Below are 17,128 nucleotides of genomic sequence, written 5' to 3'. Positions count from 1 at the left end.
ATAATCCTAATATAAAGATTGTATGGTCTTATTTTTTTCTTGGAAGGAGGATTAATAGTTATATTCTATTAACTATTATACCATTATGATTAATAGCATTAAAGAACTCATTAACATTTGCAGCGGGGAAAAAAGAAAGTATTACTTATCAGTTATATGTGGATTTTTATCAGTGATTTTTTCTATAGTACCTTATTATTGTACTTATAAGATTATTACAGAATTTCTAGCATCAAGTTATCAAGTAGGAAATTATATTTTCATTGCTGTATTAGGTATTATTTTGAGATTTGTATGTTTTAGCATATCTTCTTACACTTCTCATAAAGCTACAGCTGATTTGCTTTATAATCTACGTCTAGAGGTACTTGGCAAATTAGAGAAATTATCTCTTGGTGTGGTAATGCAAAATAACAGCGGGTATTACAAAAAATTAATTGTAGAAGATATAGAAAGCCTAGAAAGATTTCTTGCACATCATATTCCAGAAGTATCATCAAGTCTGGGAGTACCAATAGTAGTTGCGATTCTACTATTCATATTAGATTGGAGAATGGCTTTAGCAACTGTAATCTTAATTCCAATTGCTTACAAAATTTTATCAGGAATGATGCAGGGAAGCGAAGAGAAGATGGAAAATTACTCTACTTCCTTAATGAATATGAATTTTTCACTTATAGAATATATTCAAGGAATGATGGTAATAAAATCTTTCAATAAAACAGATGCAGCAATAAATAGAATAGATTCTTCTGTAGATAGTTTCAAATTCCATGTGTTAGATTGGTATAAATCCTGTTGGAAGTACATGTCTGGATTTGCCATACTAATAAAAGCTAACTTACTTATTCTTTTACCAGTCGGTGGATTATTATTCTTATATGGAGAAGCGGATATAAGTAAAGTCATATTTTCCTTCTTGATGTCATTCTCTTTTTCTGTACCACTGGTGAAATTAGGTGAATTCACAGATACTATGCCAATGATTAATCAGTCATATTCTCAGATTAAAGAGTTTTTGGCACTAGAAGAGTTCAATGATAGCAAAACTAATGTAAAGATTAAGAATAATTCTATAGAGTTTAGAAACGTATCTTATTCTTATACAGGTGAAAAACAAGTCATCAAAGATATATCTTTTGTTGCAAGTGAAGGAAAATTAACTGCACTTGTTGGTGAATCAGGTTGTGGGAAAAGTACAATTGCCAAACTGGCTGCACGTTTCTTTGATGTAAATAGCGGAAAGATATTAATAGGAGGTATTAATATTAGAGAAATACCTTTTCAACAGCTAATGGATAATATAAGTTTTGTTTTCCAAGATACAATAATCTTTCATGATACCCTTAGAAAATAATATTAAAATGGGTAAACCAAATGCTTCGGATAAAGAGATTATGAGAGTGGCAAAACTGGCATCGTGTACAGAGTTGATAGAAGAAAAAGGTCTAGATACAATTATTGGAGGAACGGATGTAAAATTATCTGGTGGTGAGAAACAAAGAATAGCTATAGCAAGAGCAATACTAAAAGATGCACCTATAATCATTTTGGACGAAGCTACTGCTTCTTCTGATGCAGAGAATCAAATGGAAATTCAAAAGGCTATATCTAATCTTGCTAAAAACAAAACGGTGCTTGTTATAGCCCATAGATTATCAACTATAGAAAATGCAGATAAAATAATAGTACTTTCAAAGGGACATATAAAAGAGCAGGGAACTCATTCCGAATTATTATTACACAAAGGATTATATGAAAATATGTATATGAAATATCAAGAATCCCTTAACTTCAAAATCCGTTCAAAGGAGGTAAGTTAATATGTTGCATTCAATAAAAAGAATCTTGGATCTATCAGGTAAGTATAAATCGAAAGTGAAAAAGGGAATATTGTTAGGAATTCTTGAAAGTATATTCTCTTGTGCGCCACTACTGTTCATGTTATTTTTTATTAGAGACATGATTAATGAAGAGCTAACAGCTACTAATATATTAATATACACTGGGACATTTTCAATAAGTATATTGATACAGTTTTTGTTCCATTATAAAGAAACAGCAACAATCAGCAGTGTTGGATATGAAGTGATTGATCAGAAAAGAAAAGATATAGCAATGTTTCTCAAAAAAATTCCTATGGGAGATTTTGTTGGTAAAAGCTTGGGAGAAATCAATGCAATAGTGACTAATGAACTTACTCAAATAGAGTTGTATGCTATGCAGTTGGTTTCTAAGGTTATAAGTAGTATAACAATACTTGTTATCACAATTATATTTTTAGGAATACTCAACATTCCTATGACAATAGCTTTTTTCGTAGGATTTCCTGTTTCGTTTGTGATTAATAAATTATCCCATAAGATGTATATAAAATCGGCTAATACGAAAATAGAGGCAGAAAGTTATTTGATAAACAATACTGTAGAGTATACTCAGGGTGTTGCAACTGTAAAAGCCTATAATAATGGTAGAAATCACTCAGAACGAATGAAAGGTGTTTTCAAAGAATTTGCTAACAAAACCATTAAAGCGGATGCAAAAGTGATTCCATTACTACAGGGATATGCATTATTCATGTATCTCGGGTTTGGGGTTGTATTATCACTTGGAACTTATTTATTGATGAATAACAAAATAGATTTCAGTGTATTTCTTATGTTTGCTGTTATTGGAGTACATATATATCAACCTTTTGAAATTTTATCTTCTTATTCAGGAACATTAAAAGCTATGGAGGTGAGTTTAGATAGATTGGAATATTTAATGAAATTCAGACCTCTTAAGGAACCAAAGGAAGATGTCAAGGCAGATAACTTCAGCGTAGAATATCAAGATGTGACTTTTGGTTATACCAAAGAGCCCATACTTAGAAATCTTTCTTTTAAAGCTAAGGAAAATACCACAACAGCTATTGTAGGGGCATCTGGTAGTGGTAAAACTACACTAATACAACTTATGATGAGATTCTGGGATATAGATAAAGGCAATATCAAAATAGGAGGAAGAAATATATATGATTATAAAATTGAGACATTGATGAAATATATTTCTGTAGTGTTTCAAGATAATTATCTTTTCAACGACACGATTTATAACAATATAATATATGGAAATGAAAATGCCAAAAAAGAAGATATAATAAAAGCGGCAGAATTAGCTTGTTGTCACAAATTCATAAAAACCTTACCTAATGGTTATGACACTATGGTAGGTGAGGGCGGTTCTACCTTATCAGGAGGAGAACGTCAGAGAATCGCTATTGCAAGAGCTATTGTAAAGGATTCACCTATCATTATTTTAGATGAAGCTACAAGCGGTGTCGATCCTATTAATGAAGTAGAGATACAAAGAGCGATATCTGAATTGGTAAAAGGAAAGACTGTATTTACTATTGCTCATAAATTATCATCTATAACTGATGCAGACCAGATTATAGTATTGGACCAAGGACAGTTGAAAGAAAAAGGTACTCATGAAGAACTAACTAAAAAAGAAGGTATATATAAGTCCTTATGGGAACGTCAGTTAGGAGTAAACAAATGGAAAATACGAAGCAACTAAAGATAATAAGATTCCTTATAAAAAGAATTGTTTTATTAGTATTAGTACTTCTAGCTATAACTATATTATGTTTTACCTTACTGAATTTATCACCGATAGATGCTACAGATGCATATATACATAAACACATGATGCCGCCTACAGAAGAAACTGTTCAAAAGATACAGATGAAGTTAGGTCTTGATAAACCACTAGGGGTAAGGTATGTCTTATGGTTGAAAAATGCTTTAACTCTTAATTTTGGAGATTCGTTTGTATCAGGTAAACCAGTCATAAATGAAATATCAATATGTTGTACTAGGACTATTAAATTAGTACTGGGTGCAGTGTTGATTATGTTGTTTTTATCTGTAGTACTGGGGATATTGTCGGCAATTAAGAAGGATAAGATAGTTGATCAGATTGTCAGAGTAGTTACATTGATGGGCATGTCCCTTCCTTCATACTGGATCGGATTTATGCTTATATATCTTTTCTCGATCAAGTTAGAGATATTACCATTTATATTCAATGATTCTTTCAGTTCATATATTCTGCCGAGTTTTACGTTGGCTATACCTTTTATAGCTACCTATACCAGAATGGTTAGAACTAATATATTGGAAAGGATAGAAGAAGATTTTGTTGTTTATGCAAGAGCAAGAGGGATATCTACATCCAAGATTATGTTGAAGCACATATTAAAAAGTTCAAGTGTATCATTGATTTCTCTTCTAGGGCAGAATATTGGTAATATCTTAGCAGGTACTGCAGTTATAGAGACGGTATTTTCTATCAAAGGATTAGGGAGATATGGAATAGATGCTATATTTACAAGAGATAATCCAGCTATTAATGCATATGTTGTCATAATTGCTTTTTGTTTTGTATTTGTCAACTTATTATCAGATGTAGCAGCGATGAAATTAGACAAAAGAGTAGGTGAAAATAGTTTATTATGATAAATAAATTCATTAAAAACAAAAAGTGCAAAGTTGGTTTAATAATCATTTTAGCAATCATTATTTTCGGTGTCATTTATCCTATTGTTTCACCAAATGACCCATATGCGGTATCATCAGCAGATAAGTACATAGTATCATCAACAAGATTTCCACTTGGTACAGATAGTTTTGGAAGATGTGTACTGACAAGGATTGCTGTAGGGACTAAGTACTCGCTCTTAGTATCTTTTGTCATAATAGGAGCAATTTCTGTTATCAGTCTATTAATAGGAACAATTCCTGCTTATTATGGAGGAAAATATGATAGGGCTTTTGTTGCTGTATGTGATGTGATTATGGCTTTTCCACAAATGATTTTTGTCCTCGTTCTCATTGGAATATTGGGAAAGGGTATTGGTAATCTAATGATTTCTATGATTATATCCCAATGGGCATGGTATGCAAAATTCGTTAGAGGTTATGTGTTAGAAGAAAAAAACAAAGGTTATGTAAAAGCAGCCATAGCGTCCGGTACCAAGAGTTATAAAATAATCTTACGTCATATAATACCTAATATCTTACCTGCATTTATAGTATATGTAAGTGTTGGTATGGGACGTGTAATATTAGAGCTTTCTGCATTTTCTTTCTTAGGTCTTGGAGTAAGTCCAGAGATTCCTGAATGGGGAGCAATGCTCAATGAAAATAGAAAATGTATATTTACCCATCCAGAGTTGATGCTTTATCCTGGACTGTTTATATTTTTCACAGCTATGGCTTTTAACTTGTTAGGGGATGGATTGAGAGATATATTTGACCACAGAAAGGAAGGCGTAAATGAATCAGTTTGTAATTGAAGATCTAATAGTGGGTAGTGCAGCTAGAAAATTGGTTGATTCTGTTAACTTATCTGTTGAAGAAGGAGAAATTATTGCAATAACAGGTAAATCAGGTAGTGGAAAAACCTTAACATTCATGGGTGCTACAGGGTTACTAACTTCAAAGGAATTAACAGTAACTGGCAAAATCAAATGGAATAGTGAATATTATACTCCTAGTGAGATGAATACTTTTTTGGGAAAAGAAATATCTTATGTCATGCAGAATCCTATGACTGCTTTTAATCCTGTTATTACCATTGGTTCACATTGCAGGGAAACTCTAATGGAGCATCTTAAGGTAAGTAAAAAAGAAGCAGACAAGATTGTAATTGATTGGTTTTATAAGCTTAACCTGAATGATACGAAAAGAGTATATAAAAGTTATTGTTACGAATTAAGTGGTGGTATGTTACAAAGGGTTATGTTAGCTCTAGCAATGGCAGTAGGGAGTAAGATGATAATAGCTGATGAACCAACAACAGCTCTTGATACCATAACCCAAAAAAAGATATTGTCAGAATTCATAAGAATCAATAAAGAATATGGAGTAACCATTATTTTCATATCCCATGACTTTGGAATAATTAGTCAAATCGCTAATCATATAGCTGTAATATCAGATGGGAAGCTTATTGAATATGGAAGTACAGAGAAAATACTGACTGCTCCAGAAAAAGAATTAACCATTAAAATGCTAAAGGAACTATGTGTATGATTGAAATAAAGAATCTTAGTAGGAAATTTAGAAACAATATAATACTTGATAATGTTAGTTTTAAAATAAAATATAGACAAAGTATATCAATAGTAGGAGAAAGTGGTAGTGGAAAATCTACTATTGCCAATATTCTATTGGGTTTTTACAAAGAAAATACAGCTGAAATATATTACCAAGGAAGGTCATTGAATGAATTTAATAGTAATGACTGGAAGAATTACAGGAAGAATATACAACCAGTTTTTCAAGATGCTAAGAATAGTCTGGATCCTAGGATGAAAGTAAAAGATATTATAGCAGAACCTCTTTGCAACTTTACTAGACTAAGTAAAGAAGATAGATATAGTAAAGTTAATGAAATATTAGAACTTGTTGACCTTAAGTCGGAAGATGGAGAGAAGTATCCTTATGCATTTAGTACTGGGCAGCAAAAACGGATTAATCTGGCAAGAGCGATAATATGTAATCCCAAAATAGTAATCCTTGATGAATTAACTTCTGGTCTTGATCCTGAAATAAAAAATAATATAATGGACTTGATAAAAAGACTTCAAGAGGATTATAACATCACATTTATTGTCATAACACATGATATAAGTGTAGCCATGAGTTTAACATCTCATATTATTATTCTCAAAGAGGGCATGGTTGTTGAAGATGTAATACATTCCAATGATATATCCAATCTTAAGACAAGTTATGCTCATGAATTAATAGAGGCAGTACCAAAACTAAAATATATTGAACTTATTAAAATGAGTGTATAGATGTTTAAGTTGAATATGTATATAAGTACCTAGAGTACAAAGAAAGGAAGTAATAAGATGAAGAAAATTATAAGTATTTTACTAATAACAATGTTATTTACAGTATCATTAGCAGGTTGTTCAAAATCTGAGGATAATGAAAAATCTGTATCAAATGATAATGCTACTAATGACACAGCTAAAAAAGATAATGCAGACAATGAAGAAAAAGCTACTGAAGATGCACAAAAAGATGAACTAGTAATTGCTTGGGCCAGTGATCTAGACAATTTTGGTCCACTTACATCAGAAGATGGATATAGTCATGAAATACTAGGGCTTGTATATGAATCATTATTAAAATATGATGGTAAAAAAGCAGTTCCTAATTTAGCAGAAAGTTATGAAGCTACTCCTGATGGAAAAGAATATACTTTTAAACTAAGACAAGATGTGAAATTCTCAGATGGGCTTCCATTAAATGCTGAAGCAGTTAAAAAAAATATGGATGGAATACTACAAAATGCAGATAGATTTTCATGGATGGGAGCTATCGGTAAATTAGATAAAGTTGAATTAGTAGACAATTACACAATAAAATTCGTATACAAAGAGCCTTATTATGCTGCAACTCTTGATATGTGTTCTCAGTTTCCTATAAGAATGATAAGTCCTGATTCTATACCAGATGATGGTAATACAGCTAATATTCTAAAAAGTAGTATTGGTACAGGACCTTATGTATTAACTGAAGCTGTGAAGGATCAACAATATGTATTTACAGTAAATGATAATTATTGGGGAGATAAACCAGCCTACCAGAAAGTTATAGTAAAAGTAATACCGGATCATGATTCAAGAGTGATGGCGTTACAAAGTGGTGATGTGGATCTTATATATGGTGCGAAACAATTATCATATGAAGCTTATGCACAGTTTACTGATAACAAAAAGATTGGAACAGCTTGTTCTGAAAGTGAATCAGAAACCAGAAGTATCTTAATGAATACAGCAAATGAAGTATTAAAAGATATGGATGTCAGAAAAGCTATATTATTTGGAGTTAATAAAAAAGATATTATAGGAACAGTGCTATTAGATATAGAAAACAAAGCAGATACAATATTAAATCCATTATTGAAGTATTGTGATGTAGAAGTTGAATCTTATGAATATAATAAAGAAGAAGCTTGTAAAATCTTAGAAGAAGCAGGATGGACATTACCAGAAGGTAAAACAATCAGAGAAAAAGATGGGAATAAACTTTCATTAAGTCTCATGTATGTAACAGGTAGAGGTGCAGAAGAAAGTATCGCTCAAGTTTTTGCTGCTCAAATGAAAGAAATTGGAATTGATGTAGAATTAGATGGTGTAGAATTAATGGTTTGGGGTTCTAGAGGATTTGAAGGTGATTTTGATCTTTCGTTCAATGCAACTTATGCAGCTCCTTATGATCCACATACATATATCGGTGGTATGATGAGTTATAGTCTAGATAATCCTGCACAACAAGGATTAGAAGATAAAAAAGAGTTGGATGAAAAAATATTAAAGCTTTTTTCCATAAATGATGAAAAAGAGATTAAGGATTGTTATGATAGTATATTGAAACAACTACATGAAAGTGCAATATATATACCGATATCATATCAAAAACAAATAGCATTATATAATAAAGAGGTTATATCAACGGTAGAATTTCCTAGTATACCTGGTCAATTAGATATGATGTTAATAAGATAGGTAAGAATTAAGCAATACATATGATTGTTATAAATAAAGGTGCATTCAAGAAAATGTCTTAGATGTACCTTTTTTTGAGTTGTATAATATTATACATACTTCATTTCAAAATCTATATTAATCTGTTTTATAGTCTGATTATTGATATAAATTTATTAATATGATAATATGATAATTGCTGATTAATGGTAATATTTACAATTAACATGATATTATATAATATTTTTAATTGAAGTAAAGGAGGTACTAGAAAATGTTTAGCAAATTACGGGACAAAGACAATGTTAAAAATACAGCATTATTTTGTCAAAAGCATATTTTTAATAAAAAGAATAGATGTTTTTATATAAGAGCTATTGTATTAATTGTTATTGGTATACTTTGCTATTATTTTGTGGCTAATAATGACAATTACTATAATAGAACTATAGCAAAAATCATATCAGTTAGTGAAACTGAAGGTAATACTAAATACATAAAAAATCAACAAATACTAGCGATTATAATGAATGGTAATCACAAAGGTGAAGAATTAAAACTTAAAAATACGACATCTTATTCAAAAATAAGTGATTTAGAATACAATGTAGATGATAGAATATTTGTTTCTATAACCGAAGATGAAAACAATAAGATCATATCTTCATACATATCAGGTTATAAACGTGATAAATATCTAGCATATATTGCAATAATATTTGCTGTATTGATATTATTAATTGGTGGATTTAAAGGATTCAAGTCTTTAACAAGTGTCATAATAAATATTTTAATCTTTTATAGTGTAATTAAGTTATATATGAATGGGTGTAATCTATGGGTTATTACATCTGTGATGAGCATTATATTTATAATCATATCTATATTAATAGTAAGTGGAATCAACAAAAAATCCCTTTGTGCAATAGTTGGTACAATAATTAGTATTATTATTACTATGATAATAACTGCTATAGTTGTAATATCCACTAAATCAAAGGGAATTTATTATGAAGAAATGGAATTCCTTATGACATCTCCTGATAAAATATTTTTTATAGGACTTATGATAGGTACAATAGGAGGAATAATGGATATTGCCATAACTATGTCATCATCAATAAATGAATTATATTATAAAAATCCTGATATAGATAAAAAAGTCCTAATTAAATCTGGAATGGAAATTGGAAAAGATGTTATGGCTACTATGGCTAATACGTTAGTTTTTGTATATATCAGTGGTAGTATTCCAATTATTTTGTTTTGGTTAAGAAATAGACTTTCTCTTTCGTACATAATTAATATTGGAATCAATCTTGAGATTATAAGAGCTTTAGTTGGAAGTATTGGTGTTGTTATAAGTATCCCAATAACTATGTATATATCTGTTATACTTCTAAAAAATAGTAAGATTGGGGTGAGTGACGAATGAGTGTGATAACTATTTTATTAATAATATTATTTTTATTGATGGTTATAGTTGGAGGAGATAGAGGATTAAGATCTTTTTTTACACTTTGCTTCAATTTTCTAGTGTTTTTTATCATGGTTATACTTATTGCCAATAAATTCAATCCTCTTATAATTACTATAATTATGTGTATAATAATAAGCTCCATAACTCTATTCTATATAAACGGTGTTAATAAGAAAACTATAGCATCATTGATTTCTGTTACCATAGTTGTTTTATTTACAACTCTTATTACTTATTCAATGGGAATGGGTGCAAAAATACAAGGATTTGGAAAAGAGCAGTATGATTCCATTTCTTCATTATCAGTATATATAAAACTTAATTTTACTAGCATCATAATATGTGAAATATTAATAGGTTTATTAGGAGCAGTAATAGATGTATCAATATCAATTTCATCATCAATGAATGAAATATATAATAATAATTCATTAATAACTAAGAAGAGTTTATTTAATTCAGGAATGAATATTGGAAAAGATATTATTGGAACAATGACAAATACACTGTTATTTGCATATATAAGTGGCTTTATGGCTTTGATTATATACTTTAGCTCACTTAACTATACATTAGCAGATATAATTAATAACAAAATATTTTGTTCAGAAGTTTATCAGATATTATGTAGTGGAATAGGGATTATACTTATTATTCCTATAACAGCTTTAATTACATCTGAAATTCTATATAAGAATCAATAGAGACGGTTCTAGAATCAAGGGGCAGTCTTTTTGATTAATGTGAATCAAAAAGGTCCGTCCCCATTGATTCATTGATTCGTTATTGACAGGTGTAAATAGATGAGGTATAATTTGATATATACAAATGAAATGAATAAGGTGAATTAGGTAATGGATAAATCTAAAAGAGTAACTAGTATGGATGTTGCAAGGGAGGCTGGAGTTTCTAGAGCTACAGTTTCTTATATATTGAATAATGTGCAAGGCGTAAGTATAAAAGATACTACTAAAAAGAAAGTAATACAAGCAGCAAAAAAATTAGGGTATTATCCTGATTCAATGGCAGTAGCTTTGAAAACCAATAAAGCTATGTCCATAGGTATTGTATCTAGAAGGAATATATCTGAACAAAGGTATGTGAAATTCTTAGATGGTATTAAGTCTGTATTAGAAGACCAGTATAGTATCATTTTATGCTCAGACCATACAGATGACTTTGGATATCCAGAATATTATAGTTACTATAAACGCAAGAAAATAGATGGGATATTGTTTCTGTCATATCATGAACATATATTCGAAGAAAAGATTGATGACTATATACGTATGTCAATATCAGAAAAAATACCAATGGTGTTTGCAGATTATCATTTGAATAATCCTATGGTTAATTGTGTTGATATCAATTATTATCATGGAGCATATATGGCTGCTAATTATTTAATAAATAATGGTCACAAGAAGATTGTATATTTGACACCTGATTTCAATACCAAACAAGAAGAACAACGTATAAAAGGAATAGAATATGCTGTAAAAGAATACGAAGATGTAACATTAATTAGAAGAGATATATTAACAAGTAATGAAGAAGAAAAAGAAGCGATTATTGATATTCTTAGTAATAGAAATGACTATTCTGCAATAATTACTTCATGGACCAAAATGGCTTATACAGTTTTATACCAGGCCCAAAAACTTAAAATAGATATACCAGATGAAATATCAGTAATAGCTTTAGCAGGTTCTAATTTTGATGAATATACTTATCCAAGGTTATGTACATGTAATTTACCTTTATATTCTTTAGGACAAAAAAGTGCTAAAAGATTGATAGAGATGTTGGAAGATACCAATACATTACCACTCAATATTACATTGCCTTGCGAGCTAAAAGAAAGAGATTCTATTAGATCAATATAATTTTTTGCAATCAACTTACACGTGTAAGTTAAAATATAATATGGAGGGATTTTATTATGAAAAAAGTTAAAGTAGGTATAGTAGGAACAGGTTATACAATTGGAATTGCAAAACAACATGTAAAGGCATATAAAGCTAATGAAAAATGCGAGCTTATAGCTTTATTTGACAAAGTTGAAGGAAGAGCAAAGGAATGGGCAGAAAAACAAGAACTTAAGAATGTGACTATATGCAAAACATATGAAGAACTACTTGATATGGTAGATGCTGTAAGTATATGTACATCAAACGATGCTCATGGAGAATTAGCTATTAAAGCTCTAGAATCAGGAGTGAATGTTCTATGTGAGAAGCCAATGAGTTCTAAAATCGAATATGCAGAAGAAATGGTAGCATGTGCCAAAAAACATCCTGAATTAATTAATATGATAGGATTCTGCTATAGAGGTATTCCAGCTATAAAGTATATGAAGCAAATTATAGATGAAGGAAAAATTGGAAGAATATTTGGATTCAGACAATGCCTAGGCGGAGGAAGAATAGCTAATAAGACTGATGTTAAGTTAGAGTGGAGAATGCAGGAGAAATATTCTGGTACAGGAGCTTTAGCTGATTTCGGTTCACATATGATTGATTTAGTAGATTATTTATTAAAAGATACTGAAGGTCCTATTACGGAATTAACAGCTTTTTCAACAATTTCTATACCAGAGAGGAACAAAATCGATGAAGAAGGTATGGGAGCAGTTACCAATGATGATACGACTGTATTTATGACGAAGTTACAAAATGGTGCAGCAGGAACTTATTATTCAAGTAGGTTAGGAACTAGAGGACATGTACTTGAAATAATAGGAGAAGGCGGCATGCTTATATATGAACATGAAGATAAGGAATTGAAAATTAATCTTAAGGAAAAAGATGGAGGTTATAATGGTAGAAAAGAAGAAGTCGTACCTGTACCAGATGAACTATTAGAAGAATCCAAATTCCATGAAGAGATTAATGAATTCATTGATAATGTAATTAACAACAAACAATCTGAAAGAGATTTCGCTAGAGGATTATACATTCAACAATTATTAGAAGCGTTACAAACATCAGCTAATGAGAAAAAAACAGTTATACTTTAAATAGATAGAAAGGAGAATGAAAATGAAAGTAGGATTAATCACTAACAGCTTAACTTGGGCTGGAATGAAAGATTTAAAACAAATTAGCGAGTGGGCTTATGAAAATGGTTTTCGTGATTTAGAAGTGGGCCCTACTGTTGAATTAGATGAAAAAATCTTTTCGGATATAAAAGCAGAAGGTAAGATAGATATATCAGCATTGATTTATTGTAGGAATTTCCTTGATGAAGAAAATGATATAGGGAAAGAACATAAAGAACAACTAATCAAAAGAATTGAATTTGCAGGTAAGCTGGGTATTGAAAAAGTAATATGTTCCACTGGTGTTACTAAAGATGCATACTATGGTGCAAGATTCAATCCTGAAAAAAGTGTAGAAGCAGTTACTATATGGTTAAAAGAACTCATGGAACATGCAGAAAAACATAATGTGAAAATAGCTATAGAAAACTGTCCAATGATGGGTAATATTGCAATATCACCATACATGTGGGAAGTACTATTTGATAAAGTTGATTCAGACAAATTAGGATTAGCTTATGATCCTTCACATATGATTTGGCAGTTCATGAACCCTTACGAGAACATATTAAAATATAGAGATAAGATATTCCATTTTCATGGTAAAGATACTGAGGTTTTATATAATAACCTAAGCAAAGTTGGTATACTTCATAATATTACAGAAGAAACAAAGTTTTTCGAACATCAATGGTGGAGACATCGTTTAGTGGGTCTTGGAGATATTGATTGGAATAAAATCATAGCCAATTTATACGAAATAGGTTATGAAGGTACTATTAGTATTGAACACGAAGACCCAGTATGGGAAGGGAGCCTTGATAAAGTTGAGCAAGGATTAATACGAGCTAAGAATCATGTTCAAAGATTTATAGAAGGATAATAGGATTATAAATCAACATATCTACAATAAGCTGAATTTTAGGAGGAGAGAATTATGAATTTAGGATGTCATGCTGTATTATTTAAAGAAAAGATTAAGACTGAGACAGAGAATACTATTAAACTATTATCAAGTACAGGATTTGCAGGTTCAGAAATAGGTTCAAGATTCTTTGGAACAGATGATAAAGAATACTTACTTAACATACTTAACACTTATAACTATCAGATAACAGGAATGCATATCGGCTTGCCAATAGAAGATTGGGCTAGTAACGGTGAAGAAGCAATTGATAAAATTCTTAAGGTAGCAGATTTTATGAAGGATATGCCTAATAAAAATGTAATGATGTCTACTAAGAGATTTTCTGGCTCAGAAGAAGAACTAATCAAGGCAGCTAAAAATATTGATGTAGCAGCAAAAAAATGTAAGGAAATGGGAGTTAAGCTCAATCTGCATAATCATATTTGGGAATTTGAAAATGATGGATTTATTTTTAAAACACTAGTTGAGTATGCACCTAATCTATATTTGGGTTTAGATTTAGGCTGGGTATATGCTGGAGGATTTGATCCTATAGAAGTTGTAGAGAACTATGCTGACAGAATAAGTTATGTTCATCTTAGAGATATTGATGAAAATAAGGAATTTGTTGATCTAGGCGAAGGAATCATAGATTATACCAAATTAATAAAGGCTCTTAAGAAAACACTTGGTGAAGATGGTTGGGCCGTAGTTGAATATGAACATGGAGAACAGGATATTAATAGATATATACGTGCATATGAATTTTTACAAAAATTTATGTAAAAAGGGATGAAAATATGAAAAAGTTAAGGATTGGAATTATAGGGTGTGGGAGAATTTCAGTTGTCTATAAAGAAGTATTCAAAAAATGTAGTGACCAGATTGAAGTTGCATTTGCAGTTGATAAAGTGCTAGATAGAGCCAAAACTTTTGCTACGGATTTTGAAGATTGTTCTTATTCTGATAAGCTAGAAGATTTACTGGAAGAAAAACTTGATATTGTTCATATATGTACTCCTCATTTTCTTCATAAGGAACAGATATTACAGTGCCTTGATAAAGGGATTAATGTTCTTACAGAAAAACCTTTAGCTATTACTATGGAAGATGCAGATATTATTATTGATGCAGCAAATAAATCAGATAAGAAATTTGGAGTGATATTTCAAAATAGATATATTGAAGGTGTAGTTAAGGCAAAGCAATTAATCGATAGTGGTGAAATGGGCAAGGTATTAGGAGCTTGGTCATCATTAACATGGTGGCGCCCACCTTCATATTATGAATGTGATTGGAAAGGAAGCTGGGAAAAAGAAGGCGGCGGTGTATTAATAGACCAAGCTATTCATAGTATTGACTTAGTGCAATATTTAGTTGGTAGCAAGGTCGAATGGATACAGGGTCAAATTGATAACAGAGTATTGAAGAGTGTAGAAGTAGAGGATGTGGCAAGTGCTGCAATAGGTTTTGAGAGTGGCTGTATCTATTCACTGTTTGCTACCAATTATTATACCAAAAGCGCTCCTATCCAAATAGAGATAATGTGCGAAAAAGGAATCATCAATATAAAAGGATTCGATGTAACTATTGAAAAAGATGGTGAAACATCTACTATAAAGCATAACGATAAAATAGAATTTGAAGGAAAAGGATATTGGGGTATATATCATTATCATCAGATAAAAGAATTCTATGACAATGTAATAAAAGATACACCAGTAAAAGTTACTGGATGTGAAGGCAGAAAAGCTCTAGAAATTGTATTGGGTGTATATAAATCTGCTAAGGAGTCCCAAAAGATAGAAGTAAATAAATGATCTAACTAATTTAATAGCTAAGAATATAAGGGCTTCTTGTATTCTTAGCTAATTCAATGTTCTTGATAGTTCTATTTTAACATATTGATAGAAGTATTTTCTTAACAACTTTATAACCATAAATACATTTTTGCAATACATATTAAAAAAATCATACTCATGTTAAAAATTTTACCTTGATTAAAGATAAACCCACAAACTTCTATATTTACTGTATTTGGAAAGGGGCATTTTATTAATCATATCAAAAATACCCCCTACTATATCAAAAAACTTTCATATACATTGACAAGCTATTATGGAATAATAGTCCATGTCAAAAGCAAAATACTTGTATATGGGAGGATAGTAATGAAAACAGCAATGCACTTAAAACAAAAAAATGTTGTAAAGGAGATAACAGGGAAAAAGGTATATAAAAATAAAGTAATGAAAAATATAGTTAAGTACAGACAGCTATATATTATGATGATACCAGGTATACTTATTTTATTGATATTCAAGTACGTTCCTATGCTTGGTATTGCTGTAGCTTTTAAAGATTATATACCAGCCAAAGGATTTTTTGCCAGTCAGTGGGTAGGACTTGATCATTTCAAACATCTATTTTTTAATTCACCTGAGTTTATAAATGTATTCAAAAATACGATAATTATAAGTTTTTATAAACTTGTGATTGGTTTTCCAATACCTATTATATTAGCGATTCTAATAAATGAATTAAGATATATAGGTCATAAAAGGACAATACAGACTTTAATATATCTTCCTCACTTTCTATCATGGGTAATATTCGGAGGAATTGTTTACAATGTATTATCCTTATCAGGTCCGGTTAATACACTTTTACAATCAATAGGTCTTGAGCCAATCATGTTTATGACTAAAACAAATATGTTCAGAGGTATCGTAGTCGGTTCTTCAATATTTAAGGAAAGCGGCTGGGGTACAGTTGTTTACTTGGCTGCAATAGTTGGCGTGGATCCATCTCTATATGAAGCTGCTGTTGTAGATGGAGCTAATAGATTTCAACGTATATGGAATGTAACATTACCGGCTATAAAGGGAACCATAATCGTTCTATTGATTCTAAGAATAGGAAGGATTCTAGATGTTGGTTTCCAACAGATTCTAGTTCTATATAATCCAATTGTATATAATGTTGCTGATGTATTCGGTACTTTCGTCTACAGAGTAGGTATTAATCAAAGTAATTACAGTTTTGCGACAGCTGCTGGATTATTTAAAGGTGTTATAGGATTTGCATTAGTAAGGATAGCTAATAAAATCAGTAAAAAATTAGGAGAAGCTGGAATTTGGTAGAAGG

The 17,128-nt window shown here is 30.5% G+C and carries 16 protein-coding genes; all 16 read left to right on the top strand.

Features of this window, described 5'->3' with window-relative positions; genetic code table 11:
* Positions 1–85: 85 nt before the first annotated feature.
* The 16 genes from QMG30_RS00380 to QMG30_RS00305 all read left to right on the top strand — a co-directional run bounded on the left by QMG30_RS00380 (position 86) and on the right by QMG30_RS00305 (position 17,124).
* The gene (locus QMG30_RS00380) at positions 86–1,357 is read left to right on the top strand and encodes an ABC transporter ATP-binding protein (protein WP_281811043.1); all 1,272 of its coding nucleotides are present in this window, start codon (positions 86–88) and stop codon (positions 1,355–1,357) included.
* Positions 1,358–1,364: 7 nt separating this feature from the next.
* Entirely contained in the window at positions 1,365–1,823 is a 459-nt protein-coding gene (locus QMG30_RS00375) for an ATP-binding cassette domain-containing protein (protein ID WP_281811041.1), read from the top strand.
* 1 nt (position 1,824) lies between these two features.
* Positions 1,825–3,564, top strand: a complete 1,740-nt coding sequence (locus tag QMG30_RS00370; RefSeq protein WP_281811039.1) for an ABC transporter ATP-binding protein — start codon at positions 1,825–1,827, stop codon at positions 3,562–3,564.
* Positions 3,543–4,505 carry an ABC transporter permease gene (locus QMG30_RS00365; protein WP_281811037.1) on the top strand — a complete coding sequence of 321 codons (963 nt, stop codon included), beginning with the start codon at positions 3,543–3,545 and terminating at the stop codon, positions 4,503–4,505. Before QMG30_RS00370 ends, QMG30_RS00365 begins: the two co-directional genes overlap by 22 nt.
* Positions 4,502–5,344 (top strand): ABC transporter permease, encoded by an 843-nt coding sequence (locus tag QMG30_RS00360; protein ID WP_281811035.1) that lies wholly within the window; start codon positions 4,502–4,504, stop codon positions 5,342–5,344. The genes QMG30_RS00365 and QMG30_RS00360 overlap by 4 nt, the downstream gene beginning before the upstream one ends.
* On the top strand, positions 5,325–6,083 hold the full coding sequence (locus tag QMG30_RS00355) for an ATP-binding cassette domain-containing protein (RefSeq protein WP_281811033.1): 759 nt from the start codon (positions 5,325–5,327) through the stop codon (positions 6,081–6,083). Before QMG30_RS00360 ends, QMG30_RS00355 begins: the two co-directional genes overlap by 20 nt.
* Positions 6,080–6,853, top strand: coding sequence for an ABC transporter ATP-binding protein (locus QMG30_RS00350; protein WP_281811031.1), 774 nt, complete (start codon positions 6,080–6,082; stop codon positions 6,851–6,853). The genes QMG30_RS00355 and QMG30_RS00350 overlap by 4 nt, the downstream gene beginning before the upstream one ends.
* A 57-nt stretch (positions 6,854–6,910) precedes the next feature.
* Complete coding sequence (gene nikA / locus QMG30_RS00345; RefSeq protein WP_281811029.1) at positions 6,911–8,575, top strand: nickel ABC transporter substrate-binding protein; 1,665 nt, start codon at positions 6,911–6,913, stop codon at positions 8,573–8,575.
* Between the two features lie 253 nt (positions 8,576–8,828).
* Positions 8,829–9,989, top strand: coding sequence for a YibE/F family protein (locus QMG30_RS00340; protein WP_281811027.1), 1,161 nt, complete (start codon positions 8,829–8,831; stop codon positions 9,987–9,989).
* Positions 9,986–10,738: a YibE/F family protein gene (locus QMG30_RS00335; protein ID WP_281811025.1), complete on the top strand. Its 753-nt coding sequence runs from the start codon at positions 9,986–9,988 to the stop codon at positions 10,736–10,738. Before QMG30_RS00340 ends, QMG30_RS00335 begins: the two co-directional genes overlap by 4 nt.
* 150 nt (positions 10,739–10,888) lie before the next feature.
* Positions 10,889–11,920 (top strand): LacI family DNA-binding transcriptional regulator, encoded by a 1,032-nt coding sequence (locus QMG30_RS00330; RefSeq protein WP_281811023.1) that lies wholly within the window; start codon positions 10,889–10,891, stop codon positions 11,918–11,920.
* A 56-nt stretch (positions 11,921–11,976) separates the two neighbouring features.
* Positions 11,977–13,053, top strand: a complete 1,077-nt coding sequence (locus tag QMG30_RS00325; protein ID WP_281811021.1) for a Gfo/Idh/MocA family protein — start codon at positions 11,977–11,979, stop codon at positions 13,051–13,053.
* 22 nt (positions 13,054–13,075) lie between these two features.
* Positions 13,076–13,957: a sugar phosphate isomerase/epimerase family protein gene (locus QMG30_RS00320; protein ID WP_281811019.1), complete on the top strand. Its 882-nt coding sequence runs from the start codon at positions 13,076–13,078 to the stop codon at positions 13,955–13,957.
* Positions 13,958–14,011: 54 nt separating this feature from the next.
* Positions 14,012–14,767, top strand: coding sequence for a sugar phosphate isomerase/epimerase family protein (locus QMG30_RS00315; protein ID WP_281811017.1), 756 nt, complete (start codon positions 14,012–14,014; stop codon positions 14,765–14,767).
* A 14-nt stretch (positions 14,768–14,781) separates the two neighbouring features.
* Positions 14,782–15,801: a Gfo/Idh/MocA family protein gene (locus tag QMG30_RS00310; protein ID WP_281811015.1), complete on the top strand. Its 1,020-nt coding sequence runs from the start codon at positions 14,782–14,784 to the stop codon at positions 15,799–15,801.
* 351 nt (positions 15,802–16,152) lie between these two features.
* Entirely contained in the window at positions 16,153–17,124 is a 972-nt protein-coding gene (locus QMG30_RS00305; protein WP_281811013.1) for an ABC transporter permease, read from the top strand.
* Positions 17,125–17,128: the final 4 nt, after the last annotated feature.

The organism is Vallitalea longa (assembly GCF_027923465.1).
Taxonomy (GTDB): Bacteria; Bacillota; Clostridia; order Lachnospirales; family Vallitaleaceae; genus Vallitalea; species Vallitalea longa.
Note: the sequence above shows the minus strand (reverse complement) of the source record. Positions and strands in the feature narration are given on the sequence as shown.

Bases quoted from the DNA above. Each gene is read 5' to 3' on its own strand.
- QMG30_RS00325 (WP_281811021.1), top strand. From the start codon at position 11,977: ATGAAAAAAGTTAAAGTAGGTATAGTAGGAACAGGTTATACAATTGGA.
- QMG30_RS00335 (WP_281811025.1), top strand. From the start codon at position 9,986: ATGAGTGTGATAACTATTTTATTAATAATATTATTTTTATTGATGGTT.
- QMG30_RS00340 (WP_281811027.1), top strand. From the start codon at position 8,829: ATGTTTAGCAAATTACGGGACAAAGACAATGTTAAAAATACAGCATTA.
- QMG30_RS00375 (WP_281811041.1), top strand. From the start codon at position 1,365: ATGGGTAAACCAAATGCTTCGGATAAAGAGATTATGAGAGTGGCAAAA.
- QMG30_RS00315 (WP_281811017.1), top strand. From the start codon at position 14,012: ATGAATTTAGGATGTCATGCTGTATTATTTAAAGAAAAGATTAAGACT.
- QMG30_RS00320 (WP_281811019.1), top strand. From the start codon at position 13,076: ATGAAAGTAGGATTAATCACTAACAGCTTAACTTGGGCTGGAATGAAA.
- QMG30_RS00310 (WP_281811015.1), top strand. From the start codon at position 14,782: ATGAAAAAGTTAAGGATTGGAATTATAGGGTGTGGGAGAATTTCAGTT.
- QMG30_RS00355 (WP_281811033.1), top strand. From the start codon at position 5,325: ATGAATCAGTTTGTAATTGAAGATCTAATAGTGGGTAGTGCAGCTAGA.
- QMG30_RS00360 (WP_281811035.1), top strand. From the start codon at position 4,502: ATGATAAATAAATTCATTAAAAACAAAAAGTGCAAAGTTGGTTTAATA.
- QMG30_RS00330 (WP_281811023.1), top strand. From the start codon at position 10,889: ATGGATAAATCTAAAAGAGTAACTAGTATGGATGTTGCAAGGGAGGCT.
- QMG30_RS00365 (WP_281811037.1), top strand. From the start codon at position 3,543: ATGGAAAATACGAAGCAACTAAAGATAATAAGATTCCTTATAAAAAGA.
- QMG30_RS00370 (WP_281811039.1), top strand. From the start codon at position 1,825: ATGTTGCATTCAATAAAAAGAATCTTGGATCTATCAGGTAAGTATAAA.
- QMG30_RS00350 (WP_281811031.1), top strand. From the start codon at position 6,080: ATGATTGAAATAAAGAATCTTAGTAGGAAATTTAGAAACAATATAATA.
- nikA (WP_281811029.1), top strand. From the start codon at position 6,911: ATGAAGAAAATTATAAGTATTTTACTAATAACAATGTTATTTACAGTA.
- QMG30_RS00305 (WP_281811013.1), top strand. From the start codon at position 16,153: ATGAAAACAGCAATGCACTTAAAACAAAAAAATGTTGTAAAGGAGATA.
- QMG30_RS00380 (WP_281811043.1), top strand. From the start codon at position 86: ATGATTAATAGCATTAAAGAACTCATTAACATTTGCAGCGGGGAAAAA.